Annotated in this window: 17 protein-coding genes; 2 read left to right on the forward strand and 15 right to left on the reverse strand. The window is 60.4% G+C overall.

Annotated features, from left to right (window positions below; genetic code table 11):
- Positions 1 to 3: 3 nt before the first annotated feature.
- The 4 genes from OH764_RS32310 to OH764_RS32325 form a co-directional block, all read right to left on the reverse strand.
- Positions 4 to 603 carry a LysE family translocator gene (locus OH764_RS32310; protein WP_498850028.1) on the reverse strand — a complete coding sequence of 200 codons (600 nt, stop codon included), beginning with the start codon at positions 601 to 603 and terminating at the stop codon, positions 4 to 6.
- Between the two features lie 166 nt (positions 604 to 769).
- Positions 770 to 1,027, reverse strand: coding sequence for a hypothetical protein (locus OH764_RS32315; RefSeq protein ID WP_498850029.1), 258 nt, complete (start codon positions 1,025 to 1,027; stop codon positions 770 to 772).
- Positions 1,028 to 1,134: 107 nt separating this feature from the next.
- Positions 1,135 to 3,318 (reverse strand): NHL repeat-containing protein, encoded by a 2,184-nt coding sequence (locus OH764_RS32320; protein WP_498850030.1) that lies wholly within the window; start codon positions 3,316 to 3,318, stop codon positions 1,135 to 1,137.
- Between the two features lie 280 nt (positions 3,319 to 3,598).
- Positions 3,599 to 4,495, reverse strand: coding sequence for a DMT family transporter (locus OH764_RS32325; RefSeq protein ID WP_498850031.1), 897 nt, complete (start codon positions 4,493 to 4,495; stop codon positions 3,599 to 3,601).
- A gap of 166 nt (positions 4,496 to 4,661) precedes the next feature.
- Between OH764_RS32325 and OH764_RS32330 the strand changes: the two genes are divergently transcribed.
- The gene (locus OH764_RS32330) at positions 4,662 to 5,579 is read left to right on the forward strand and encodes a helix-turn-helix domain-containing protein (protein WP_204523350.1); all 918 of its coding nucleotides are present in this window, start codon (positions 4,662 to 4,664) and stop codon (positions 5,577 to 5,579) included.
- A 3-nt stretch (positions 5,580 to 5,582) separates the two neighbouring features.
- Here OH764_RS32330 and OH764_RS32335 read toward each other — a convergent pair whose 3' ends face one another.
- The 4 genes from OH764_RS32335 to OH764_RS32350 form a co-directional block, all read right to left on the reverse strand.
- The gene (locus tag OH764_RS32335; RefSeq protein WP_498850032.1) at positions 5,583 to 8,603 is read right to left on the reverse strand and encodes an FAD-binding and (Fe-S)-binding domain-containing protein; all 3,021 of its coding nucleotides are present in this window, start codon (positions 8,601 to 8,603) and stop codon (positions 5,583 to 5,585) included.
- A 69-nt stretch (positions 8,604 to 8,672) separates the two neighbouring features.
- On the reverse strand, positions 8,673 to 9,458 hold the full coding sequence (locus OH764_RS32340; RefSeq protein ID WP_498850033.1) for a 2-keto-4-pentenoate hydratase: 786 nt from the start codon (positions 9,456 to 9,458) through the stop codon (positions 8,673 to 8,675).
- A 3-nt stretch (positions 9,459 to 9,461) separates the two neighbouring features.
- Positions 9,462 to 10,748, reverse strand: a complete 1,287-nt coding sequence (locus OH764_RS32345; RefSeq protein ID WP_498850034.1) for an MFS transporter — start codon at positions 10,746 to 10,748, stop codon at positions 9,462 to 9,464.
- 241 nt (positions 10,749 to 10,989) lie between these two features.
- The gene (locus OH764_RS32350) at positions 10,990 to 12,210 is read right to left on the reverse strand and encodes a pyridoxal-phosphate-dependent aminotransferase family protein (protein ID WP_310069962.1); all 1,221 of its coding nucleotides are present in this window, start codon (positions 12,208 to 12,210) and stop codon (positions 10,990 to 10,992) included.
- 160 nt (positions 12,211 to 12,370) lie between these two features.
- Here OH764_RS32350 and OH764_RS32355 point away from each other — a divergent pair, with 160 nt between their 5' ends.
- Positions 12,371 to 13,096, forward strand: a complete 726-nt coding sequence (locus OH764_RS32355; RefSeq protein WP_087753665.1) for a GntR family transcriptional regulator — start codon at positions 12,371 to 12,373, stop codon at positions 13,094 to 13,096.
- A 211-nt stretch (positions 13,097 to 13,307) separates the two neighbouring features.
- On the opposite strand, the gene OH764_RS32360 is transcribed toward OH764_RS32355, so the two are convergent.
- The 7 genes from OH764_RS32360 to OH764_RS32390 form a co-directional block, all read right to left on the reverse strand.
- Positions 13,308 to 13,559: a PAAR domain-containing protein gene (locus OH764_RS32360; protein ID WP_498850035.1), complete on the reverse strand. Its 252-nt coding sequence runs from the start codon at positions 13,557 to 13,559 to the stop codon at positions 13,308 to 13,310.
- Positions 13,560 to 13,573: 14 nt separating this feature from the next.
- The gene (locus tag OH764_RS32365) at positions 13,574 to 14,299 is read right to left on the reverse strand and encodes a hypothetical protein (RefSeq protein WP_498850036.1); all 726 of its coding nucleotides are present in this window, start codon (positions 14,297 to 14,299) and stop codon (positions 13,574 to 13,576) included.
- Entirely contained in the window at positions 14,296 to 16,743 is a 2,448-nt protein-coding gene (locus OH764_RS32370) for a hypothetical protein (protein WP_498850037.1), read from the reverse strand. Before OH764_RS32370 ends, OH764_RS32365 begins: the two co-directional genes overlap by 4 nt.
- Before the next feature lie 2 nt (positions 16,744 to 16,745).
- Positions 16,746 to 19,316 (reverse strand): type VI secretion system Vgr family protein, encoded by a 2,571-nt coding sequence (locus OH764_RS32375; RefSeq protein WP_498850038.1) that lies wholly within the window; start codon positions 19,314 to 19,316, stop codon positions 16,746 to 16,748.
- Positions 19,317 to 20,163: 847 nt separating this feature from the next.
- Positions 20,164 to 21,495: an MFS transporter gene (locus tag OH764_RS32380; protein WP_498850039.1), complete on the reverse strand. Its 1,332-nt coding sequence runs from the start codon at positions 21,493 to 21,495 to the stop codon at positions 20,164 to 20,166.
- Between the two features lie 59 nt (positions 21,496 to 21,554).
- Positions 21,555 to 22,496 (reverse strand): hydroxymethylglutaryl-CoA lyase, encoded by a 942-nt coding sequence (locus OH764_RS32385; protein ID WP_498850040.1) that lies wholly within the window; start codon positions 22,494 to 22,496, stop codon positions 21,555 to 21,557.
- 20 nt (positions 22,497 to 22,516) lie between these two features.
- Positions 22,517 to 23,710, reverse strand: a complete 1,194-nt coding sequence (locus tag OH764_RS32390) for a CaiB/BaiF CoA transferase family protein (protein WP_498850041.1) — start codon at positions 23,708 to 23,710, stop codon at positions 22,517 to 22,519.
- Positions 23,711 to 23,780 lie beyond the last annotated feature (70 nt).

The raw sequence follows: 23,780 nt of genomic DNA on the forward strand, positions 1-23,780 counted from the left end.
CAGTCAATGCAGCGCCGACCACGCAAGCGACAGCGAAAAGACGCCGAGCAGGATCGACGCGCCGCGCTGGATTTTCGCCGCATCGAGCCAACGCAGCTTGCCGCTGCCCAGCGCCGCGCCGAAAGCGATCCATGCGAGCGCGATCGGCACGAGCAGGCACACGAAGATCAGCATGGCCCAGAGATAAGCGGTCCAGAGTGCGAAAGCAGCGGCCGGAAAAATAGTGCCCGCGAACAGCAAGGCTTTGGGATTGAGCAGCGTCGCAATGAACAGCGTGCGCGTGCCGCTCGCGCGCGGCGTCGAGTCGGGTAGCGCGACGGCCGCGCGCCACATATCAATGGCCAGCCAGGCGATGTACAAACCCGCCGCCACGCGCAGCAACGCGGGCAGCCATGGCAGCGCATGCGCGGCTTGCGCCAGGAACCGTCCCCAGACGGAAATAGAAATCAGGTAGCCGACAAGCTCAGCGGCGATAAGCGGTAGCGACCGCTGCAGGCCTTGGCGCAAACCTGCCGACGCAAGCAATGTATTAGTCGGCCCCGGGGTGATCAGCACGACGATAATGCCGACGGCCAGCAACGCGGTAGCGGACGCAGAGAACATGGAAAAGGCGCAATGTCGAGAACAGTGCGCCTTTTTATCACAGACGGCGACTCGGCCAGCACTCGGCTTGGCGACGAGGCGCGAGGAGGGATCGCTGTCGTTAAGGGTCAGCCGTTAAACGCTAAACGCCAATTGCTGATGGCGAGCGTAAAGGCCCAACCAACGTTCAGTGTTCGAGCTTGGCGCGCAGTTCTCGCGCAGCTTCTAGCAGCCCTTCATATCCCGAACGCGCGTGTTCGGGCAAGTCCGGATCGCCGACGAACGCGCCGAGCGTTTCGATCAGGCTGTACAGAATCCCCTTTGCAGCACCTGACGCAATGCTGCCGGACGATACCTGCTGATCCACGTGACTGAGTGCTGCGTCGAGGTTTTCCAGATTGGGCCGGTCGCCCGGGGGCGGCGTAGGCGTTACGTCTTGCGTCATGATGAAGCGTCTCTCCGTTTGAAGCGGTAAACGAGCGATCCTTTCACGTTGTTATATACCGATCGCGGGTTGCCGTCTATTCGTGATCGGCGCGAACGCGACCTGGACTAAGGTGTCCACCGATACATCAGGATTTTTGCGCGCGCGTCGTCTTCTACCAGAATCACGTACTCGCCGTTGTCACGTTTCGCCGCGCTGATGCCGAGATAGACGTCCACCCATCCGCCCGTGTTGCCCACGCTCGCGCCGGGCGTCATACAACCGACCGGCTGACCTGTGCGCGCGTCGTAGACATCGACCTTCGCCGTGTACAACTCGGCCACGAAGACATAGTCGCCGGCCACCGCGACGCCTACGGCGGTCGTTTGCGGATTGCTCTGCGTGTTCCACGGCAGCGAGACCGCGTACTGCTGCGTAGGTGTGCCCGAGCTCCAATTGTCATAGCGCGCGAGCACGGGGCCGGCCTCTTTCCAATGGGTCGCGTCCCACGGAACGGCGCTCGTAAAACCGGACAGATACATGGTGTCGGATTCCGCGATGTAGATGAGCCGTGCCAGTCGCGTGAAAGGCTGCGGCATCGCAAACATTCTGGAACTCGAGTAGGTGTAGATCGGATTGCCCGCTAGATCCAGCCCCTGCAAAGGCATTTCGCGGATGCCGCTCAGCGGTGTGGCAAGCCACACGTTGCCCGGCGCGTCCACCCACCAGAAGCCATTGCCCACGGTGCTGCCGGTCGACGGATTGCTGCTGATCTCGCTGGCGTCCACAACGCCATTACGGTTGACATCGCGCCACAGCCATTCGCCATAGCCCGGCTGACCTGAAGGCCACGTGCCCGGCAGCGGATTTTGCGCGAGCAGCCCCGACGGAATCGCCGTCTCGCCATGTGCGGCGTCGAAACGGTAGACGTTCAGGTAGTGCGCGCCCGGATCGAGCGTATAAAGAAACGGCCGGCCGTCGATCCTTCGCACCATCGGCTCGCCGCGCACGCCGCGCGGCTGATGAAACGTGGGGTCATCGGGATAATCGAAGCGATTCAGCGTGAAGCCCGCATACGACCATTCGTGGCCCACAGGCTGGTTGTAGTCTAGCGCGAAGCGCTTCGAACCGGTGTACACCGAAGCCGGCGTGGCTGGATCGAATGCGGCGCTGTCCACGAACGTCAGCCCATACAGCCGCCAGTTCAACGCATGCGAACTGAACACATAGCTTTCGAGCACCGCACCTTGACCGACCGATGCAGAGCCAACTGGCCGCGGCCCTTCACCGTTTTGCGCGACATATAGGTTGCCCGCCGGATCGAGCGCGATCCCCGTCATGCCGTTAAAGCGCCAGTTGCCCGGCACACCCTTGACCGCGTGGAAGATACCGTTGCGCGTGCCGAGCGGTGAGGCCGCTCGCGGTTGACCGCTGGCGTCCTTGTTGAAGACGAGAATCTGTTGCGACGGCCCGTTATCGGAGACGAGAATTTGTCCCGCCGGCGTAACGGCGATGTCGGTCGGATCTGCGCCGGCGGCCAACGGCAACGCGCCGGCAAGCGCGGTACCATCTGCGCTGAAGTGCAAGATAGCTAGGTTTCCGGACGATATGCCGCTTATCACCCAGAGCGTCGAATCGGTGTCGATCGCGATACGTCCTGGTGAGCTGACGCTCCACGAGCGCAATGGCTGCATCGTATTGGCGTTCAAAACAACGATGCGGTTCGCGTAGGTGTCCGAGAGATACAGTTCGCTGTCGGTGGCGGCAAGTCCGCGGATGGCCGCGTCGGTACCGGTCGTTACTGTATCGACGGGCAGGAAGCTGTTTTTCGTTGCGTTCGCGCTATTGCCCACGCCAGCATTAAACGGCACGCCGGCCGAGAGATTCGCTAACGTGCGGCGCGTGATGCCAAACCACGTCTGTCCCGCCGGCGGATAGTCTGCGCCGACCAGCTTGTTGTTCTCGTTACCGATCGACATTGCCGCGTACAGATACGTGTGGTTGACCGCGACGGCATCGCCGCCCGCAGCGCCCCAACCGTGCGTGAAGCCGGCGACGGCAATCTTGTCGCCCCCGCGATACGCGGCGATCTCACTGCCGCTCTCGTCCCACGGCGCGTTGGTAAAAACAGTACCGTCGGCGCCCGCCGCGATTGCCTGGATATCCTGCTGCATCCACTTGCCGTCACCGAAACCGAAGCTGTTGCCGATCCACGAGGTGGTGTAGGTGAGCTGCGACTGCGCATAGCCAGTAAGCGGAAGAAGGCAGTGGCAAAAAATGATTGCCGCGCCGAGGCGCGAAAGGAGATTCACGACGATGTTCCCTTGCAAGTGACGCTTTCATCCTCGCATAGAAAACAGGTGAATTAATTGATAAAAAAATTGACCGTAAATATTTGATAAAACAAATATACCGCATGCATCGGAGTGCGCGGCGTGCCGGCTCTTCTGCGGTCTCGCGGTGTTATGTGACAGGAACGGTCCGTCTCGTCACGATGCGTCAATAGGTCACCAATACCTTTTTTTTCAAATGCTATTTGTGAATCCCGATCCCCAGCAAAGGCGCAGTTTGTGTGCATAAACCCCGCGCGCATCAGGCGTGGCTGCGTCGCCCGAAAATGCGCCGTGTCATATCAAACGCAACCAGATTGCCGGCCACCACCAGCAGTAATCCAACCACTGTCAATGCCGACCACTGATAGCCCTCGAATACCGTCGACACCGCTAGCGCCACGATCGGAAACAGCACGGTCGAATAGGCGGCGCGCTCGGGCCCGATGCGCCCGACCAGCATCAGGTATGCGGTAAAGCCGATCACCGAGCCGAATACCGCGAGATACGTCAGTGCGCCGAGATAGCGGGTGGACGATTCGATAGCGAATGGGAAGCCGACGAGCGCGCTTCCTATGGTCAGCACGCTCGCGCCGATCAACATCGCCCAGCTATTGGTCGCGAACGGATGTAATCCCATCGACTGCATGCGGCTCGACAGCAGATTGCCAGCCGAAAAGCACAATGTGCCGAGAAACGCGATGCCAAGCCCGAGCCATGCGGCGTGGTCGCCGAGATGTCCGCTCATCTGCTGAACGAAGAGACACACAATACCGACGAGGCCCAGCATCGCGCCCGCAATCGCCGATGGCTGCAACGGACGCCCCATAAAAAGCCGTCCATTGATCGAATTGAGAAGCGGCGCGGTGGAGAACACCACTGCCACGAGGCCGCTCGGCACCACCTGTTCGGCGTAGTAGAAGCACAGGAAGTTGACGCAAAACAGCGCGAGCCCTTGGGCGAACAAAAATCGCCATGCGGCGCGCGGCGGCCACATCGGCCGGCGCATGATGCGCAACAGCGCGAACAGCACCAGTGCGGCGATCCAGAAACGCCAGGCGATGGAAACCGGCGGCGGCACTTCGCCCAACTGCCATTTGATCGCGATCCAGGTGGTGCCCCAGATCAGAACAGTAACGGCATAAAGCGACAGATTCATGGTCAAGCCTGCAACAGCGGATACGGGAGTGCGACTATGAGGCAACGCAGACGCCCGGACTTGTCCAGGATTGCGCATTTTCGGCGGCGAACCGCGAGCGCATAGGTGCCGGGGCGCGGCCAGCCGTATACTTACGCTCATATCCCGCAAGAACGACACCAGTCCCGTGAAGCCGAGCCCGCCCGTCGCTGTGAATGACGCCACTGAAACGCCGTTCGGCATTCAGTCGGTGTGTCACACGCTCGGCAGCTCGAACGCGAACCTGGACCGGTTTGCGTGGCTCGGTGACGGTCTGGCGATTGCCGTATGGACGCGCGACACAGAGGTCGCAGAGACTGTCTACGATCGGCCAGGCCACCACACCCTCTCGTGCTACCTGGATGGCGGCTATCGCACCGAGCGGCAGAAAATGCCGGGGCGTTACGGCGCGCCGTCGCGGCTATGCGCGTTACCCGGCGATCATGAATCGCGCTGGTGGGTGCGCGGCCATATGCATTTCATGCACCTCTATTTCCTGCCTGAGCACTTCACGCAACGCGCTGTGCAGGAACTAGACCGCGAGCCGCGCGAGTTGACGCTTGCCGACCGCACATATTTCGAAGACGCGCGCATTGCCAGTCTGTGTCAGTCGCTGGCGAACGAACATTGGGACGACCCGGACGGTTTGCTGCGCACCAACGAAACCGCGCATGAAGTGCTGAGCCTACTGCTGCGCTCGCAAGGCGTGCGCCGCACCGGCCTGGCGCTGAAGGGCGGTTTGTCGGTCGCGACCAGACGGCGACTGCGCGATTACATCGAGAGCCATCTTGCAGAGCCGCTCACTATCGGTGAACTTGCAGGCGTGGCGGCGCTGTCGGAGTTTCACCTTGCGCGGATGTTCCGCACGTCGTTTGGACTGCCGCCCGCTGCGTGGATCGCGCAGCAGCGGCTCGAACGCGCGCGCATGCTGTTGCGCACCACGTCACTGCCGCTTCTGCGGATTGCCGAGCTATGCGGCTATGCAAACGCGAGTCACTTTAGCCACCGTTTCCGCGAAGGCGTGGGCGTGTCGCCCACCGCGTACCGGCAGGCTGTCCCGGCTTAAGAGTTATTGCAGCGCCATTGCTAGCACACGGGCCACATGAATGGCCTCCACACCCGCTCCATCGTGAATCTGATGACGGCAACTCGTGCCGTCCGCGACCATGACGGTATTGCCGTCGATCTTGCGCACCGCCGGCAATAGTGACAACTCGGCCATGGCTTGCGACGTCGCATAGTGCTCCGCTTCGTAACCAAAGCTGCCGGCCATTCCGCAGCACGACGATTCCACCGTCGATACCTTCAGCTCGGGAATCCATTTCAGAACGGTTTGCACGGGCGTAAAGGCGTCGAACGCCTTCTGATGACAATGGCCATGCACCAGCGCCTGTGGCGTATCCAAGGGCTTCAGCGAGAGTTTCAGGCGACCCGCTTTTTCCTCGCGTACCAGGAATTCTTCGAAGAGGAATGCCTGTTTGGCGAGCCGCTGTGCTTCGTCGCCGAAGCCGTAGTGCAAAAACTCGTCGCGCAGCGACAGCAGGCACGACGGCTCCAGACCGACAATAGGCACGCCGCGTTCCACGAAAGGCTTGAAGAGATCGAGCATCCGCCTCGCTTCGTGCTTCGCTTCGTCAACCAGGCCCGCCGCGAGAAACGTGCGGCCGCAGCAGACCGGCCGCTCGCCTTCGCGCATGTTGAAGTGCACGGTGTAGCCCGCCGCCTCCAGTACTTTCTGCGCCGCCCTGGCGTTGTCGGGCTCCATGCTGTTATTGAAGGTGTCGACGAACAACAGCACTTCCTTCAGCGCCGCGCCATGCGCGTTCACCGTGGGCCTCGCGCTCGACAGAAACGACTTCCTGAAACGCGGCAAGCTCCGTTCGCTCGCGAAACCGACCGCGCGCTTGAACAAGGCCGACACGAGCGGCACATTGTCGGCAAGCGCGATCAAGCCCGGCATGCGGCTCGCCGTGGCAGCGTAGCGCGGCATGAAGGCGACGAGTTTGTCGCGCAGCGTCAGACCGTGTCGCTTGACGCGCGCGGCGCGCGCTTCGATCTTGAACTTCGCCATATCGACGCCCGTCGGACAGTCGCGCTTGCAGCCCTTGCATGACACGCAGAGATCGAGCGTGTCCTTTACTTCGTCGCTGGCAAGGCCGGCCTCACCTAGCTGACCGGAGATCGCGAGACGCAAGGTGTTCGCGCGCCCGCGCGTGACATGCTGTTCGTCTTTCGTCACGCGGTAGCTCGGGCACATCGTGCCTGCATCGAATTTTCGGCAGTGGCCGTTGTTATTGCACATTTCGACGGCCTTCGCGAGACCGCCTGCTAGGTCGTTGCCGCTGCCCGGCGCGGTTTCGCGGCCAGTCAGCGGATCGCGTTCGACATTCCATGCGGACCAGTCGAGCGCCGGTTCAATGGGCCGTTCCTGATAGCCGGGCGCGAAACGGAAATAGCGCGCGTCGTCCATTTTCGGCGGACGCACCATCTTGTCGGGATTGAAGCGGTTGTCCGGATCGAACAGCGCCTTGATCTCACTGAACGCCTGATTGAGTTTGGGACCGTATTGCCACGCCACCCATTCGCCGCGGCACAAACCGTCGCCGTGCTCTCCGGAATAAGCTCCCTTGTATTCGCGCACTAATGCGGCGGCTTCCTCGGCAATCGCGCGCATTTTCACTGCGCCGTCGCGTCGCATGTCGAGGATCGGCCGCACGTGCAGCGTGCCGACGCTCGCATGCGCATACCAGGTGCCCTCGGTGTCATGCCGATGAAACACCTCCGTCAACTGGCTTGTGTACTCGGCGAGATGTTCGAGCGGCACCGCGCAGTCTTCGATGAAGGACACCGGCTTGCCGTCGCCCTTCATGCTCATCATGATGTTGAGGCCGGCCTTGCGCACTTCCCACAACGCCTTTTGCGCGTTCGCGTCCGGCATTTCCACAACCGAGCCAAGCAAGCCGAGATCGGCCATCAATTCGGAGAGTTGCCTGAGCGACTCGAGTTGCGCGTCGCGCGACTCGCCCGCGAATTCCACGAGCAGCACCGCTTGCGGCTCGCCAACCAGCGCCTTTTCGACGACCGGGCGAAACGCAGGGTTGCTCATGGCCAGATCGATCATGGTGCGGTCGACCAGCTCCACCGCGACCGGCTTCAGCTTGACGATGTGCTGGGTCAGATCCATCGACTGCCAGAACGTCGGAAAATTGACCACGCCCAGCGTTTTGTGCGCGGGCAACGGCGCGAGCTTCAGCGTCAACTGACGGCTGAATGCGAGCGTGCCTTCCGAGCCGACCAGTAGATGCGCGAGATTCGCCACGCCGTCGTCGGTATAAGCGCGCGGATTTTGGCAGTCGAACAGGTCGATGTTATAGCCGGCCACGCGGCGCAACACTTTCGGCACGCGCGCCACGATTTCGTCGCGCTCGCGTTGCGCGATCTGCCTGACGCCTTCGAATATCTGCTGCAAACGCGCGCCTTGCGGCGCATCGCGCAACGAAGCGAAACGCGCTTCGGTGCCGTCGGCGAGAATCGCGTCGATCGCTTCGACGTTGTGCACCATGTTGCCGTATTCAATCGAGCGCGAACCGCACGAATTATTGCCCGCCATGCCGCCGATCGTGCATTGCGCCGCTGTCGACACGTCCACCGGAAACCAGAGACCGTGCGGCTTGAGCCACGCGTTCAGATGATCGAGCACGACGCCCGGCTCGACCGTCACCGTGCGCGCCTCCAGGTTGAAATCGACGATATTGTTCAGCCATTTGCTCGTGTCGATTACGAGCGCTTCACCGACCGTTTGTCCGCATTGACTCGTGCCCGCGCCGCGCGCGAGCAGCGGCACTTTCTCGCTGCGCGCAATGTCGAGTGCGATGCGCAGATCGTCCTGGTCGCGCGGCACGACAACGCCGACGGGCATGATCTGATAGATCGACGCATCGGTCGCATAACGTCCCCGGCTTGCTGCATCGAACAGCACGTCACCACGCAACGATTTACGCAGATGTTGCGCGAGCGGCGTCATCAGACGCGCCGTGGACGGCACGAGATGAATCGGCTTGACCAGCAAAGCGGAAGTGGGGTTCGTCATAACGTCGGTGTTGTTGCAATACGCAGAAATCGCGGCGCAACGCGGCAAAGCGCGCGAGCGCCCGAACGGTCAATACAACGTGACGCTTACCGATGGCAGTCCTTCGATGCGTCCGTGTGCCGTGCCCGCGCTTCGTGGGAAGAACATGCCGGTGTACGAACCAGTTGTCACGACCATTTCGGGCGTCACGGTGACGCCACGCGACGTCGCGTGATTGACAAGCCACGTGAGCAATCGGCGCGGATCGCCTGCGGGATTGGCGGGCGTCAATTCCACGACATCGCGTCCGTTGAAATCGAAACGCAGCGCGGGCGAGACAAACGGGAAGCTCTCGTCGTACGGCATGAATTCGCCGACGATGAGCGCGCCGTGGTTCTGCAAGTCCGCGAGTTGCGCGAGCTTGTCGACGTCCGGCCACGCGGCGAAACGGCTCGCGACGATTTCGATGGTCGCGCCGAACGAGCCGATTGCGGCATGGACGTCGGCCTCGCTATAAGGCGTTGTGGTGGGCTCGAAACTGCGACCGAAACGAAAGGCGATCTCTAGTTCCAGGCCCAATGGCGCGAAGGCCGCGCGCGGCACAGTGGCGCCGTTGGGATACCGGTCGACGTCCGGCAACGGCGCGCCCTGGATCGGCCCGCTGTCCGACTTGGCGCCGATCTTCCAGCCGCCGATGCGCGCGCCGGCAATGGCCAGGATCTCATGCTGGACCGCATACGCCGCGTTGGCGTCGGTCAGCGTGAGATTGGGCGGGAGGTGGTCGAGCGTCGCATGATCGCGGCGCGCATCCGCGAGCAAGCGGCTCAGAGGCAACGTAGTCAGCTTCATGGCGTCGGCGCGAGAGGATTTAAGCATCGCTTACACGCCCATGCGCGGCGAGACCTGCCCCTTGTCCGCGGAATCGCCCGCAAACTTGCTCTCCGGCTGCATCCGGAACGCGAGCACGACACCAATCGCCATCAACAAGATACTACCGACGAACGGCAACTCCCAGCTGCCGAAGTAATCGATCAGGAAGCCGCCCATTACGGGCGAGATGATCGCCGCGAGCGCCGAGCCCGTGTTCATCATGCCGCTCGCCGTGCCGGAGGCTTCCGGCGCGATGTCCATCGGAATGGCCCACATCGGTCCAATCGTCATCTCGGCGAAGAAGAAACCTGACGCGAGGCACGCCATCGACAGATACACGTTGTGCGTGAACATAATCGGAATGAGCGACAGCAGGCAGAACATCATGCACACCGACACCATCCAGCTGCGTGCGCGCTTCAGGCTCCCGGTTCGCGTGTAGATGACGTCGGTCACGACGCCGCCAAGCGTATCGCCCACTACGCCGGCGAGGAACACGACCGAGGCGAAGATCGCCGACTTCTTCAATTCCAGGTGATAGCTGTGCAGGAAGTATTGCGGAATCCAGCTCAGGAACAGCCACAGTGTCCAGCCATAGCAGAAGTACACGATCGTAACGGGCGCCATGCGGCGAAACAGCTTGCCCCAAGGCACGCCCGCCGACTTTGCTTTGGGCGCGGGCAATACTTCTAGCTCTTCAGTCGTGATACGCGGATGGTCTTTCGGATGCTCGGTAAACGTCAATGCCCACACGACAACCCACAACAAGCTGAAGGCGCCGCAGATATAGAACGACTCGCGCCATCCCCAATTCGCCATGACAAGCACGATGAGACCAGGTGCAACCGCATTGCCGATACGGGACGCCGCGTGCGTGATCCCCTGCGCAAAACCGCGCTTCTCTTTCGCGACCCAGCGCGCCATTGCGGATGTCGCGGCGGGAAACGTTGCGCCTTCACCGAAACCGAGCAGCACGCGCGCGGCCAGCAGCGAGATCAGCCCGCCAGCGAAACCGGTCAGCAACGTGGCGATGCCCCAGATCGCGCCGCACGCGAGCAGCGTACGTCTCGCGCCAAAACGATCGCTCACCCAGCCGCCGATAATCTGAAACAACAGATACGGATACGCGAAAGCTGAGAAAACCAACCCGACTTCCGTATGCGAAAGATGGAATTCCTTGCCGAAGCCCGCAGCCGCTGTACTGACGTTGACGCGGTCCAGGTAGGTGATGAAGTACATGATGCAGAGCATCACTAGAACGATACTGGTCGCACTGGTCAAACGAAACCGCTTCATCGTCTCTCTCCATTTGCATGTGTCGACGGCGCGCCTCACATGACACGCCTGGTCGTCGCCCGGCGGTAGGCGCCGCCGGGACATCGCATTGTTCAGGGCCGCGTTCTGCGCGCGGCTTCGTGATGGAACTGACTTCGTTGATGCCTGCTTTCGTTGCGGTCTGCTTTTTTCGATGCGTTGCTGTGGCTCGTTGAGCGGGTCGGGTCTTGCGACGTGGCCAGCACAGCTTCTGCCGCTTCGTTCAGGCTGCCGCCTTCAAACCGGACGCTTGCGTCGGCTCGCTCAACCACTCCATAGCGGCAGGCAAGCCGCTTCCCTTGAGCGGAACGCCCGCGAGCCGCAAGCCCATTTCGCAACCTGCGAGCGTCGCGAGCAGCATCAGGTCGTTGCAATCGCCCAGATGACCGATGCGGAACATGCGCCCTTTCATCTTGCCGAGACCCGTGCCAAGCGACATGTCGAAGCGTTCGTAGATCAGCTTGCGAACCGCGTCGGCATCGACGCCGTCGGGCATCATCACGCCCGTCAGCACCGGGCTATATACAGCCGGATCGGCGCACTGAATTTCCAGGCCCCAGGCGCGCACCGCGCGGCGAGTCGCCTCGGCCAGACGCTCGTGGCGCGCGAAGACGTTGTCGAGCCCTTCGCCGAGAATCATTTCGAGCGCTTCATGAAGCCCGTAGAGCAGGTTCGTGTTCGGTGTGTAGGGCCAGTAGCCCGTCTTGTTCATCTCGACGATTTCGCTCCAGTCCCAGAAGCTGCGGGGCAACTTTGCATGCTTGCTGGCGGCGACGGCTTTCGGCGAAATCGCGTTGAAGCTGATGCCCGGCGGCAGCATCAGGCCCTTCTGCGAGCCTGAAACGGTGACGTCGACGCCCCACTCGTCGTGGCGATAATCGGCGCAGGCAAGGCCCGAAATCGTGTCGACGAGCAATAGCGCGGGATGACCTGCGGCGTCGATTGCGCGTCGCACGGCGGCGATATCCGAAGTCACGCCCGTCGACGTTTCGTTGTGCACGACGCACACCGCCTTGATCGAGTGCTGCGTGTCGTCGCGCAGACGCGCTTCGATCATTTGCGGTTGAACGCCGCGGCGCCAGCCCTCGATGCCGGGCAAGCCAAGAAACTCAGGCTTGAGCCCCAGGCTTTCGGCCATCTTTTTCCAGAGCGTTGCGAAGTGCCCGGTTTCGAACATCAGCACGTGATCGCCGGGGCTCAACGTGTTCGAGAGCGCCGCTTCCCATGCGCCGGTGCCGGACGCCGGATAGATCACCACGGGATGCTGTGTCTTGAAGATCTTCTTGATCCCGTCGAGCACCTTCAGACCCAGTTCGCCGAACTCAGGCCCACGGTGGTCGATGGTCGGATAGCTCATCGCCCGGAGGATGCGATCGGGCACGGGGCTCGGCCCTGGAATCTGTAGAAAGTGACGGCCGGCGGGATGAAAATCTAACTTCAACATTGCGCTCCTCCGATTGAATTTTGCATGCAAAAAACTATATCAGACGAGTTCGGACGGGTGAAAGATCAAAATCGCCTTTGCGCACAGGTGTTTACCCGCGTTGTTTCGCTGCGCGCGGCGATCCGATAAAATCGAATTCAATGTGGATAAGGAAGTTTGTATGCAAAATTCGGAATTTGAGGCAAGTCTGCCCACGGCGGCCGTGTTGCCGAAAGTGGAGCGTCAGCGCTTGCACGACACGGTTGTGGAGCACATTCGCCGGTTCATCGTCGAAGGCGTACTTGAGCCGGGCAAGAAGCTCAACGAGCGCGAGTTGTGCGAAACCCTCGGCATTTCGCGCACGCCGCTGCGTGAGGCGCTCAAGGTGTTGGCCGCCGAGGGGCTGATCGAGATTTCGCCGAACAGGGGCGCGTCGGTGTGGAAGATGTCGGAGGCCGAGTTGCGCGAGACGTTCGAACTGATGAGCGGTCTCGAGGCTTTTTCGGGCGAACTGGCAGCCGAGCGGATGACGGCTGCAGAGCTTGCCGACATCAAGGCGTTGCATTACGCAATGCTCGCTTGTCGCGCGCAAAACGATCTGGCCGGGTACTACAGCCGGAATCAGGCGATCCACGACAAGATCAATGAGGCCGCGCGGAACTCAGCGCTTCGGCAGACTTATATCTCGGTGAATCGGCGCTTGCAGGCGCTGCGTTTCCGGTCCAATTTTCAGATCCCGAAGTGGGACAGCGCCATTCATGACCACGACGAAATGCTGAAGGCACTCGAGGCTCGAGACGGTAAGAGGCTCAGTCAGATTCTTCGGCAACATCTGCTTGATAAGCGCGATGCGGTCTTGCAGGTGCAGTCGAGGGAGGAGGCGGCGGGGTCGGGGTTGAAGGCTTGAGGGGTGTGTCTTACGTGCCGACGCGGGTCATGCGTCGGCGCGCAAGCGTGGAAATTTGTTCGATCGAAAGGTGCACTAACCTTTGGATAGCATCGTGTGATAGGCGGTCTGCGGGATAGGGTCATGGGGATCTCGTCCTGGACAAGCTAAGTGACTTGCCTGAAGTGTGAACAGGCGAGTTTTCCTCCGTTCTGCGACGTGGACAGGCCAGCTAAACGATGCTGAAAATCAGGCTGCATCCGCATGTGGCACGGTGACCCTGTCGGGCAACCGGTACGCCGTGGTCAGTGATCTTTTCGTCGCCCTCGATGATGACATTGGGCTTTACGTCCGGATGCTGCGCACATGTCACATGGTCGCCCTTGCGGGCGACGCGCCTGCCGCCGTAATGCATGGTGTCGGAGGCGGTGATGACTTCGCCGCCGTGATCGGTGCTGTCGCCGAGTCGGATAAGGTCAATCATGATTTGCTGTTCGGTTACTGGTTCACTGGCGAGTCGTCAGATTTGAATTCAATACTTTGCAAGACATTCAGGATCGAGCCATTTTTCTCATTTCTGAGATTTGCGCCACCTCCAGACACTCCGATCAATATATTCTCCCCGTGAATGAAACAAAATCTCGAACCTTGATCTTCTGTCTTAGACCTGCTGTCTATCACGAATCCCCGAGTTTCGCTTAAGTCTATATTTTTGAATATCACGTCGTCTTTACTTGAAATTGGTACCCATTGATTACCATCGAAATTTGCGGGGCACTTCAACGAATTCGAGTCCATGATGTCCTGCAACTCGGGAGAAACTTCGGCCCGCGTCGAACTGGATGACCATTTGAAATTTGAAATTTTGTCGCACATCAAGCCGATCCATTGGGTCTTCATGGTTTTAGGCTCCTCAAACCACCAATCGTATCCCGACGTCATCTCAGCCTGCTTCAGATGCGGCAGATGGTGGTCTGTTAGCGTGCGATTTGCGCGATAAAGTACAAGATCTGGGTCGTTGTATTTCACATGATCTCGCTTTCCAATTGTCATCGAAAATCGACAATTGCCCATATCAACCAGTATCACTGCTGGACCGTCTGCACTAGCAGTCTGTCCAGCCGCATTACCCACCCTAACCCACTGGTCTTGTGCAAACGCCGGATTAATAAAGGATGCGACTAAGAGAAACAAAACCACAGCTACGATAGGGCGGTAGTTCATGGCGCCTCTGAACGAGAGAAGTCAATAGGCAGGCAAGATGTTGAACTGTTTGGCTGCGGAAAATTCGTGACATCGAACAGGATCACTTGCGCATTAGCGAATGCCAAGAATCGAGACTGTATGTCCCAAATTGAGCTGTACTGACTTGAAGGTGAACCAGTATTTACGGTACCAGCAACCTTTCCAAACGCACTGTTTTCATAGTAGTACTTGGTCCCATGATCTGTATCGAGCGACCGCAGTGTGCTGGCTTGTTGACTTTCGTGTTCGTCCGCGCAGCTCGCTGCTCTCGACCAGACCCAATAGCAACCGGCACTATCCGCCGCTTCAAACGGATTGGCCGTTGCATTCCTCCTTTCGATAATTTCAGAGGGAATATGCGTTGACGCGTCGCTAAGCGAATTCGTCGGATCGTACATCCCTTTGTGCCCGTTTAGCATTGGTCGATGGGAGTCAGCCAGATGCGTATGCTGATCCAGTGCGGTCTTCACATCGCTGGTAACGGAAAGCCCTCTGAACGTCCAATACTTTATATAGTTGGTGGCGTGTGTAAGTTGCAACATCCCTCGTCCGTCCCACGGTTTGTACCAGTAAGGTGATCCCTCATGGTACTTTTGAAACCATTGGGTTTCCTCTGTCGCATTTCCAAAGAACGACGCCATACGAACCGGTGATTGAACTCCATATTTGCGGATCGCATTGTTGAGTGCCAGCCGTCTTTGGATGGCATTGTGATCGCTCGCCGACAACATAGGATCTGCCCCATGTATGCTTACCGTTTGCCACTTCCAAGGCGTCCCTTTTTGTACAACATGTTTGGGCAGAAGTTGCTGAAGCTCACTTCGACTGAGCCACCCACACTTCCTGAAGTGTCGAATAAACGCGAGCGGGTGGAAATACCACAACTTTTTTCCCCCGGCCAATGCGGGGATACGATCCAGAAACTGAAGTTTTTTTAGGAAGCCGACAAACCTGTCGTAACCATCACGGTCGGTGTCCTTGCGCTTCCCGAAATATCCGTCCGGGTTGTTCAAGTCCTGATATCGCTGGTCGTTGTTGGCCGGGTCCCATTCGCTGTTTGTATGGCAGACGAAACCGGCGAGCTTATTTCGCACGGTATCGTTGCCTTGCACGTAGTACGTGAGCTGATCATCCAGACTGAACTTCGGGTCGTCCTGGGAAACCTCGTATTCGACCCCCGTCGCATCACCGACGAGCTGCATCAACTTGCGGTAGCTGAACAGGCCATTAGCATCCAGCGGTGCATTACCGCTGTTGATCTTCTGCCAGCCAGTAAAAAACGGAAAGTCAGCGTCCGAGAGTTTGATGATTGACGTTTTGCTGATATCGACGTAACCCTGCGTACCATTTGCATCGAACGGCACAGCAACCCAGGTCACTTTGTCTTGGGACAAGCTGAGTGTGGGCGGTAGCGAGAGGATGCGCCCGAATCGCAGCAGTTCGTAGCCATCGCTCGGGCAAGTTGGATACAACTTCAGTGCGCGCTCATAGAGCTTGTATTCATATTCGGGGAAGCAATCTTTCACCGGCTCGGGCGTCAGCAATACGCAGTTGCCGTCGTCGCTCTCGTCCAGCCACGAGCGCGTGTAGCGCTGTCCCTTGTGGAAGTACGCCTCGACATACAGTTTGGCCTTGTCATTCGGTAACTTGCCTCTGCTTAGCGCGGGAAACCACGGGTCGTCATACGGCGTCCCAGGACGAGCTACAAATTCAGCCGTGGCGGGAATCACAAAATAGGCGTGCCCCCACCAGTCATCTGACGTGGGCTGTACCGGATTCTTTTCGCCAAGCTGGACTGTGTGGCCAGATTGATCGAACCACGTGGTGAAATCATCCTCGGCCATGAAGATTTCGAAATGCAGGTGTCGCGTGCCCTGCGATGTGCCCCAGTGCCCGAGGATATCTTTGCGATATACCTTTTTGCCATTGCCCTGCTTTACGTTATCGCTCGCTTCGAGCAGCCACGCTGCTAGTGCAGTGGGCGAACTGTTCTGAGGTGAATTAGCTGGCGACCCAGTAAGTGATTGTTGCGCCGTCAGGTCCAGCAGATGCATGTACAGCGAATAAAAGGTAAGGGTGCGTCCGTTCCCCGTATCGGTTACGTGGCGCAGCAGCAGGAAGCCCGTGTTCGTATTCAGTGCCTCCTGGCCGGTCGCTTCATCAATATGGCCATCGGAGATGGGATTCAGACTGATGCGGTAGGCGACCACTTCGCCATCGGCGACGGCCCGCACGGGTTCGTCCAAGGTCGGTGGCACGAGATGGATGCCACCGTGCCAACGACGGTCAAAGGTGACGGGGAAGACGCCGTGGCAGCCTCGCTCATACGTTTCGACTACCGTCATCAGCTGATCGGGGTCAGTATTGTTGACGGCGCCCGAATTGAGTCCGGGCTGGGGCAGGAAGGGTGGACTAATAATCATGGTTAGCGCGATTGAGGATATAGACTTGTTGTTTTCAGATCGCCTTGAGGCATCGTCGGTGAGGGCATACGTTTCGAATCCGGCCCCGGCACATCCCACGACGCGCCTCTCTCCAGAATCGCTCCCGGCGACCCGTTGACGATCCCGCGGCCGTTGATCTGGATGTACGAGCCGCCCGCGCCAATCCAGACTTCCTTTGCCGCCGTCAGCACGATCCTGCCGTCGGTGCTGCTGATCGTGAGGTCGTTGAGTGCCGCCAATGCCATCTGGTCGCTTTGCGCCTGGATGTCCACCCGGCCTTTGGCCGCGATCAGCTTCATGCCCAGCTGATAGGCAAACACTCTGAATGCTCCGCGCACCGACGCAAACAGTGAGCGCCCCGACGACACACTCACATCCCGTCCCGCCGTGATCGCGTGATCGTTCGCACTCGCCATGTGCGTGCTGTCGGCCGCGGTCGTCGCGATGCCCGCTGCACTCGCCACCACGACGTCCGACCGTGTCATCTCGGGCGACGGGTTGTCCGCCGTCTTCTGCCCGCCTCTGATCGCATCGTTCTGCGTCCTGATCGTGCCGGTGACGTCGCCCTGACTCAAACCCGGCGTCTGCGCATTGTGCTGGGTCGCCACACGTGAAAGCTCCTCATGCTGCTGCCGCGCCTGCGTGAGCCGCGCCACCGTCTCGCCCATGTCCTTCACCGGCGCACTCGCACCCGCGCGCGCTTCCGTCGTCAGTAACATGCCTCTGTTAGCGCGCATCACCGCATGCGCGTCGGTGGCCACCTCGATCCCCTCACCCCGCGCCTCGGTACGCCCCTTCGTGCCGTCAATGCGCGTGTTGAACCCCGCCACAAACCGCGAATTCGCCTGGTCGCTCGCAAGCTGCGCCTGCATCATGCCAGGCGTATCGTCCAGCGCGAGGTGGTTGGAGCGCAGGCCGTACTCGAGGCTTTTACTCCGCATGCCGCTCAGTGCCGCATTGGCCGGCAGCTCCCACGGCGGCATGTTGAATCTGTCCACCACGAATCCCGCGACAACGGGCCGGTCAGGATCGCCGTGCACGTGCGCGACCAGCACCATCTGACCGGCGCGGCCGGGGGCGACGACACCCAGCTCGCCGCCCTGCCATTGCGTCATCACGCGTACCCAGATCGAACTCGCGCCATCGAGATTCGCCCGCCGGTCCCAGTCGAACTGGATGCGCAGCCGGTTCCGGTGGTCGATGAACATTTCCTTGTCCTGCGGCGCGACCACCACCGCATATTCATAGCCGTCGATGCGCGGCCGGGGCGTGATCTGCGGCAACCGGAAATACTCGTTCGACGGTTGCAGTTCGAACTCCGTGTCGACGGTGTATTGACGCCATGCACCGGATGACGTGCCGACTTCAGTAATGTCCAGATCACAGCGCAGCACGATGTATTCGCGGTTCGCGCGCTCCTGCGGATAGCCCGCAAGCGTGAACGTGCGGCCCGGCTGAAGGGCCTGGAGGTGCCCCCTGCCGGTTGCGCGCAAACCCTGACAGCGCCGCGCTTCGAGCTTGATCCGCGCAAGGTGCTGGCCTTCGATCTGCTCGTCGTTCGGATGGGCAGACGTGCGCCGCGTCTCGGGTTGGGCAAACTCGGCGGGCTCGTACAGCTCGATGCGCTGGCTCGCGGTACCGCGCGCATCCTCGAATGACTCGCGGTTCGGCACAAGACTTTTTGCCAGCCGCGGCTGTGCGTAGTTATGGTCGTTGACCGTCGCCTTGCCCGGCGTCAGCGTGTAGGCGATCGACAGTTCACTGATGTGTTCCTCGTCAATGCGGCCGCCGGTGTGATAGCGAAGCGTTTCATACGCCAGGCCATGCGGACGGAAACCACCCAGCAGGTCGGAGATGACGAGCGAATGATAGTTGTTCCGGTGTTCCCACCAGTAGAAGAGTCCGAACTCCTCCATTAAACGGGACACAAATTGCCAGTCCGACTCCCACGCCTGCCGGAGCATGTCGCGCGCAGGATAAGCCCTGCCCCCGCCGGGCCACATTCCGCCAATGCGCCACTCGACGGTGCCCTCGTAGGGCTGCAGCACCTGCTCGAGCACCTCGATCACGGTACCGTGGAAGATGCGCGAATCGCAGTTCAGCGTCGCCCGCCACACGAACGGGCGCAGCACGAAGTCGAACACCGCCGCGCGGTCCTCAACGCACCGGATGCGCGCTGAAACGATTTCGCCATTGATATGGCGGGTATCGGCACCGACGTTCACGCGCCCGGCATCGCCTGTCGCGCCGGTGCGAAAAGTACCGATGCCCGTAACCTGGATCGCGACGGTGCCCGATGTGCCGACGATCTTCGCCAGGTCGAGCTGCGCGGCACTCGCCGGGTCCTGCAGGAAGTCCGGGTTTTCGACCTCGGTTTCCACGATGTATTCGAACAGCTCGCCCACCGCCTCGCGTCCGCGCAGACTGCGGACCGTCAGCATCGGCTCCCGGGTTTCGATGCACTGCCGGCTGCGGTAATCGACGCCAATGATTTCGGGAAGCGCGGCACCGCTGAACGTGAGGGTGCGCGTTTGCGTCGTCCACCGGGTCATGCGTACCTCGCTTCAGCGGGTCGGGGAACCGTGGGAAGCGGCCTGCTCGCCCATTGCGTCCACGCATCGCCGGTCGTGTCCGGCGTACGCGGCTGGATAACCCACGACATTGTTAGCCCCTCCAAAAGTTATGTTTCATATGCCGCTGGCTGTCCTGACAGTTTGGAATCCTACTAAATCTCCACCACGAGGCACCCCTTCTCCATTGAGGACTCGGGCCTTTGCATTATCAAATCGATCCCGACCGGCGTACAGATGGAAACTGTCGCAGTTTTGTAAAACAAAATCGGGATAGGTTTAGCGCATAGCCATCTAATGGATTGACTGACGCTCGACAGCGCCAGATCGTCCGCAAGATAGGGAAAGGCACGAAAAAAAGCCCGCACGAGGCGGGCATTAGCAACTATCTGGAAAAGCCGGGAACGTCGCCTAGCGCTCATCATCGCGCCGCTGCTGCCAGTGGCTCGCACCATGGGACGCAAACGACCAACGATCCAACGGGTGAGCAGGTTCGATGCTAAGTGGGACGGCAAGCTTCAGCGAACTGTGGGCGCGACCTACGACCATTCCAACCGCGTTGAGTCCGTGGCAACCTCTGTCAATAGCGTCGGGCCTGCACGGTGGAACCACGACGCAAACCCTTCACGCCCAATCGTGCCGCGGACGCCATCGGCACCCGTTCAAGTACCTGACACTGTGCCAGCCAAAACGAGAACTTATCCCCAGTTTTTGTTCAAAACCCTGTGGACAACCTCAGCAAACAAACACCAAGTACTTGATGGCACACTGCAATCCCGCGCCGTCTCCGCAACAGTCAGCCGGAGACAGCATCGCTGGGAAACAGCCCTCACCGTACTCCATCCTTCCGCCGCAGCGACTCCGGCAACCCGCGCAGCACGATCAACGCACAAATTACACTCATCGTACCGATCACATACAACGCAGGCGTCGTGCTGCCGGTCAGATCCCGCACGCGTCCAACCATAATCGGACTCACGATTCCCCCGAGCTGACCCAGCGTATTGATCAACGCGATGCCGCCAGCCGCGCCCGCCCCAGTCACCAGTTTAGGCGGCAGTGCCCAGAACGCCGGGATAGATGCCACCACGCCTGCGCCCATCACGGCCAATGCGGCGATCAGGAAGCCGGTCTGTTTATCGAAGAAACCTGCGGCAAAGAATCCGATTGCCGACATCACGAGCAGCCCGAAAACGAACTTGCGCCGCTCGCCGGTTGCGTCGGACAGGCGCCCCACCACCACCATGCAGATCGCGCCGCATACATATGGCACCGCCGTGAGCAAACCGATCAGGGTCGGATTGTGCGTGCCGGCCACACGGATCAGATGCGGCGTCCAGAAATTCAATCCATACGACGCAACCTGAATCAGAAAGTACACGAGACCCAGCGTGAGAAAGCCTGGCGTCCTGATCGCGCCGAGCAGCGAATGCCCGGTGTCGGGATGACGGCTTTGCTGCGCGATCTGCTCAGACAGATACGACTTCTCGGCGGGAGACAGCCAGCTCGCGTCCTCGATGCGGTCCTTCAACAGCTTTAGCACGAGATAGCCGAGCAGCACGCACGGCAGCCCGCCGAGCAGGAACAGCCAGTGCCATCCGGGCATACCGAGCACGCCGTTCATATGCCCGATAACCAGGCCGGCAAGCGGCGCACCGACCAGTCCCGAAAACGCCGACGCGAGAAACAGCATCGACGTAATACGCCCACGATAGCTCGGCGGAAACCACAGCGTGAGGTAATACAGCACGCCGGGAGCGAAGCCCGCTTCCATTGCGCCGATCAGAAAACGCAGTCCGTAAAACTGCCATTCGGTATTGACGAAGACCATCGCCGCTGTGGCGAGTCCCCACGAAATCATGATCCGTGCAATCCAGCGCCGCGCGCCAACCTTGTACAGGAACAGATTGCTTGGCACTTCGAACAATACGTAGCCGATCACGAACAGGCTCGCGCCAAGACCATACGCGGTGTCGGATAACCCGAGATCGCTTTGCAACTGAAACTTGGCGAAGCTGATATTAATGCGGTCGAAGAACGCAAACAGATAGCAAATCATGATGAGCGGCATCAGCCGCCATGCCACTTTGCGGATAATGGCCGCCGCGCCGTCCGCGCTTTGCTCGCGGCCGCCGGTTGCGATTGCGCCCAGGTCACTCATGTTCGTCTCCAATGCCGGATTCGGCGCTGCCGTCCGGTCGTTTAGTGGATCAAGGAAAGTTAGATTTGCAGCACGTAGTCCGGCACGGGATGCAGGTCGCTGTTGCGTCCGGCCTTCGCCACCTGCCCGGGTACGTCATGGCCGAGCAGATCCGGCAGTGCCCGCGACAACGCGAGCAGCTTCTCCAGATCGATGCCGGTCGGGATGCCCATCTCGTCGCACAGATTCACGAGGTCTTCCGTACAGATGTTGCCGGATGCACCCGGCGCGAACGGACAACCGCCAAGGCCGCCCAACGCGGCGTCGAAACGACGTGCGCCGGCTTCATACGCAGCCAGTACGTTGGCAAGCCCAAGTCCGCGCGTATTGTGAAAGTGGAGCGTGAGCGCGGAAGGCGTCACGCGCTCAAGCACCCGCGTCACGAGCCGCGTCACCTGGCGCGGATTCGCCATGCCGGTTGTATCCGCGAGCGTGATGCCTTCTATGCCCATCTCGCGATATGTATCGACAATGCCGACCACGCGGTCCTCGTCGATCGTGCCTTCGAACGGACAGCCGAACGCAGTCGCCACGGAGGCGTTGAGCAATACGCCCGAATCTTTGACGTGACGCACGATGTCGCCAAACGCCGTCAACGACGACTCGCAACTCATGCGCATATTCGCGCGATTGTGCGTCTGACTTGCCGACATCACGAGGTTCAGTTCATCCGCCTTCGCAGCCAGCGCGCGCTCGGCGCCCTTGAGGTTGGGCACCAGCGCGACATAGATCACGCCCGCATGGCGCTCGATCTGCTGAAACACCGCCTCGCCATCACGCAACGCCGGGATCGCTTTCGGCGATACGAACGAACCGGCCTCGATCCGCGTGAAGCCCGCCGTCGAAAGCGCGTTGATCAACGCGATCTTGTCGGCGGTATCGACCCAAGTGGGTTCGATCTGCAGGCCGTCGCGCGGTGCGACTTCCTGGACAATCAGCTTGTCGGCAGATTTGGTGTCCATGACACCGTTCGATGCTCGGCTCATTGCACGGCTCCTTCGCGGCGAAGCCGCTCGATTTCTTCGGTTGCAAATCCGAGTTCGCTCAGCACGCTGCCGGTATGTTGGCCAAGCGTGGGACCTTGCCAGCGCACTTTCCCCGGCGTGTCCGACAGCTTCGGCACGATGCCCGGCATCTTCACCGATGCACCGCCAGGCAGTTGCGCCTGCAACAACATGTCACGCGCCTGGTAGTGCGGATCGGACACGATGTCCGCGACTGAATAGATGCGTCCCGCAGGTACTTCGGCGCGCTCCAGCGCGGCCAGCACGTCGTTGGTGGAATGGTGCGAGGTCCATGCGGCGATGGCTTCGTCCAGCATCGCGCAATGCCTGGCGCGTCCGTCGTTGTGAGCCAATGCTGGATCGTCGGCGAGGTCGGCGCGGCCGATCGCCCGCATGAGTCGCCGGAAAATCGGGTCGCTGTTGCCTGCAATCACCACGTAGCCGTCGTCTTCGGTGGGATACGTGTTGGACGGCGCAATGCCGGGCAAGGCGCCGCCGCTGCGCTCACGAACGTGACCGAGGAGGTCATACTCGGGCACGAGGCTTTCCATCAGATTAAAAACGCTTTCGACGAGCGACACATCGACCACCTGGCCCTCGCCCTGTCCCGTCTTCACGCGAAGCAAGGACATCAACGCGCCGATCACGCCGTGCAGCGATGCGAGCGAATCGCCGAGACTCACGCCGACGCGCGCCGGCGCGCCGTCCACTTCGCCCGTCGTATAGCGGATGCCGCCCATCGCCTCGCCGATTGCGCCGAAGCCAGGCCTGTCGCGATATGGACCGGACTGTCCATAACCGGAGATACGGACCATCGTCAGCTTGGGATTGATCGCGTGCAGCACGTCCCAGCCGATGCCGAGCTTTTCGAGCGCGCCCGGACGCAGATTTTCAATGATGACATCGGCCTCGGCCGCAAGCCGCTTCACGATCTCGACACCATCTGCCGATTTGAGATTCACGCAAACCGATTTTTTGTTGCGCGACTGCAGATACCACCAGAGCGAGGTGCCCTCGTGCAGCTTGCGCCATTTGCGAAGCGGATCGCCCGTTTCAGGCGCTTCGATCTTGACCACGTCGGCGCCGAACTCGGCCATGAGGCGCGCGGCGAACGGCGCGGCAATGAGAGTTCCGATCTCGACGACGCGGATACCCTGAAGGGGTCCACTCATGTGCTGTCTCCATAGCAGTTTTCTGTTGGGAGACAGCTTGCAGGCATGCCGCGGCGGCGTCCAACCGCAA

It is taken from the genome of Burkholderia sp. M6-3, from assembly GCF_050858985.1.
Lineage (GTDB): Bacteria > Pseudomonadota > Gammaproteobacteria > Burkholderiales > Burkholderiaceae > Paraburkholderia > Paraburkholderia caledonica.

What these genes read in the sequence shown, in the direction of transcription:
- OH764_RS32325 (WP_498850031.1), bottom strand. Translation starts at nt 4,495, where the DNA reads ATGAATCTGTCGCTTTATGCCGTTACTGTTCTGATCTGGGGCACCACC.
- OH764_RS32365 (WP_498850036.1), bottom strand. Translation starts at nt 14,299, where the DNA reads ATGAACTACCGCCCTATCGTAGCTGTGGTTTTGTTTCTCTTAGTCGCA.
- OH764_RS32360 (WP_498850035.1), bottom strand. Translation starts at nt 13,559, where the DNA reads ATGATTGACCTTATCCGACTCGGCGACAGCACCGATCACGGCGGCGAA.
- OH764_RS32370 (WP_498850037.1), bottom strand. Translation starts at nt 16,743, where the DNA reads ATGATTATTAGTCCACCCTTCCTGCCCCAGCCCGGACTCAATTCGGGC.
- OH764_RS32345 (WP_498850034.1), bottom strand. Translation starts at nt 10,748, where the DNA reads ATGAAGCGGTTTCGTTTGACCAGTGCGACCAGTATCGTTCTAGTGATG.
- OH764_RS32380 (WP_498850039.1), bottom strand. Translation starts at nt 21,495, where the DNA reads ATGAGTGACCTGGGCGCAATCGCAACCGGCGGCCGCGAGCAAAGCGCG.
- OH764_RS32315 (WP_498850029.1), bottom strand. Translation starts at nt 1,027, where the DNA reads ATGACGCAAGACGTAACGCCTACGCCGCCCCCGGGCGACCGGCCCAAT.
- OH764_RS32350 (WP_310069962.1), bottom strand. Translation starts at nt 12,210, where the DNA reads ATGTTGAAGTTAGATTTTCATCCCGCCGGCCGTCACTTTCTACAGATT.
- OH764_RS32385 (WP_498850040.1), bottom strand. Translation starts at nt 22,496, where the DNA reads ATGGACACCAAATCTGCCGACAAGCTGATTGTCCAGGAAGTCGCACCG.
- OH764_RS32310 (WP_498850028.1), bottom strand. Translation starts at nt 603, where the DNA reads ATGTTCTCTGCGTCCGCTACCGCGTTGCTGGCCGTCGGCATTATCGTC.
- OH764_RS32340 (WP_498850033.1), bottom strand. Translation starts at nt 9,458, where the DNA reads ATGCTTAAATCCTCTCGCGCCGACGCCATGAAGCTGACTACGTTGCCT.
- OH764_RS32390 (WP_498850041.1), bottom strand. Translation starts at nt 23,710, where the DNA reads ATGAGTGGACCCCTTCAGGGTATCCGCGTCGTCGAGATCGGAACTCTC.
- OH764_RS32335 (WP_498850032.1), bottom strand. Translation starts at nt 8,603, where the DNA reads ATGACGAACCCCACTTCCGCTTTGCTGGTCAAGCCGATTCATCTCGTG.
- OH764_RS32375 (WP_498850038.1), bottom strand. Translation starts at nt 19,316, where the DNA reads ATGACCCGGTGGACGACGCAAACGCGCACCCTCACGTTCAGCGGTGCC.
- OH764_RS32355 (WP_087753665.1), top strand. Translation starts at nt 12,371, where the DNA reads ATGCAAAATTCGGAATTTGAGGCAAGTCTGCCCACGGCGGCCGTGTTG.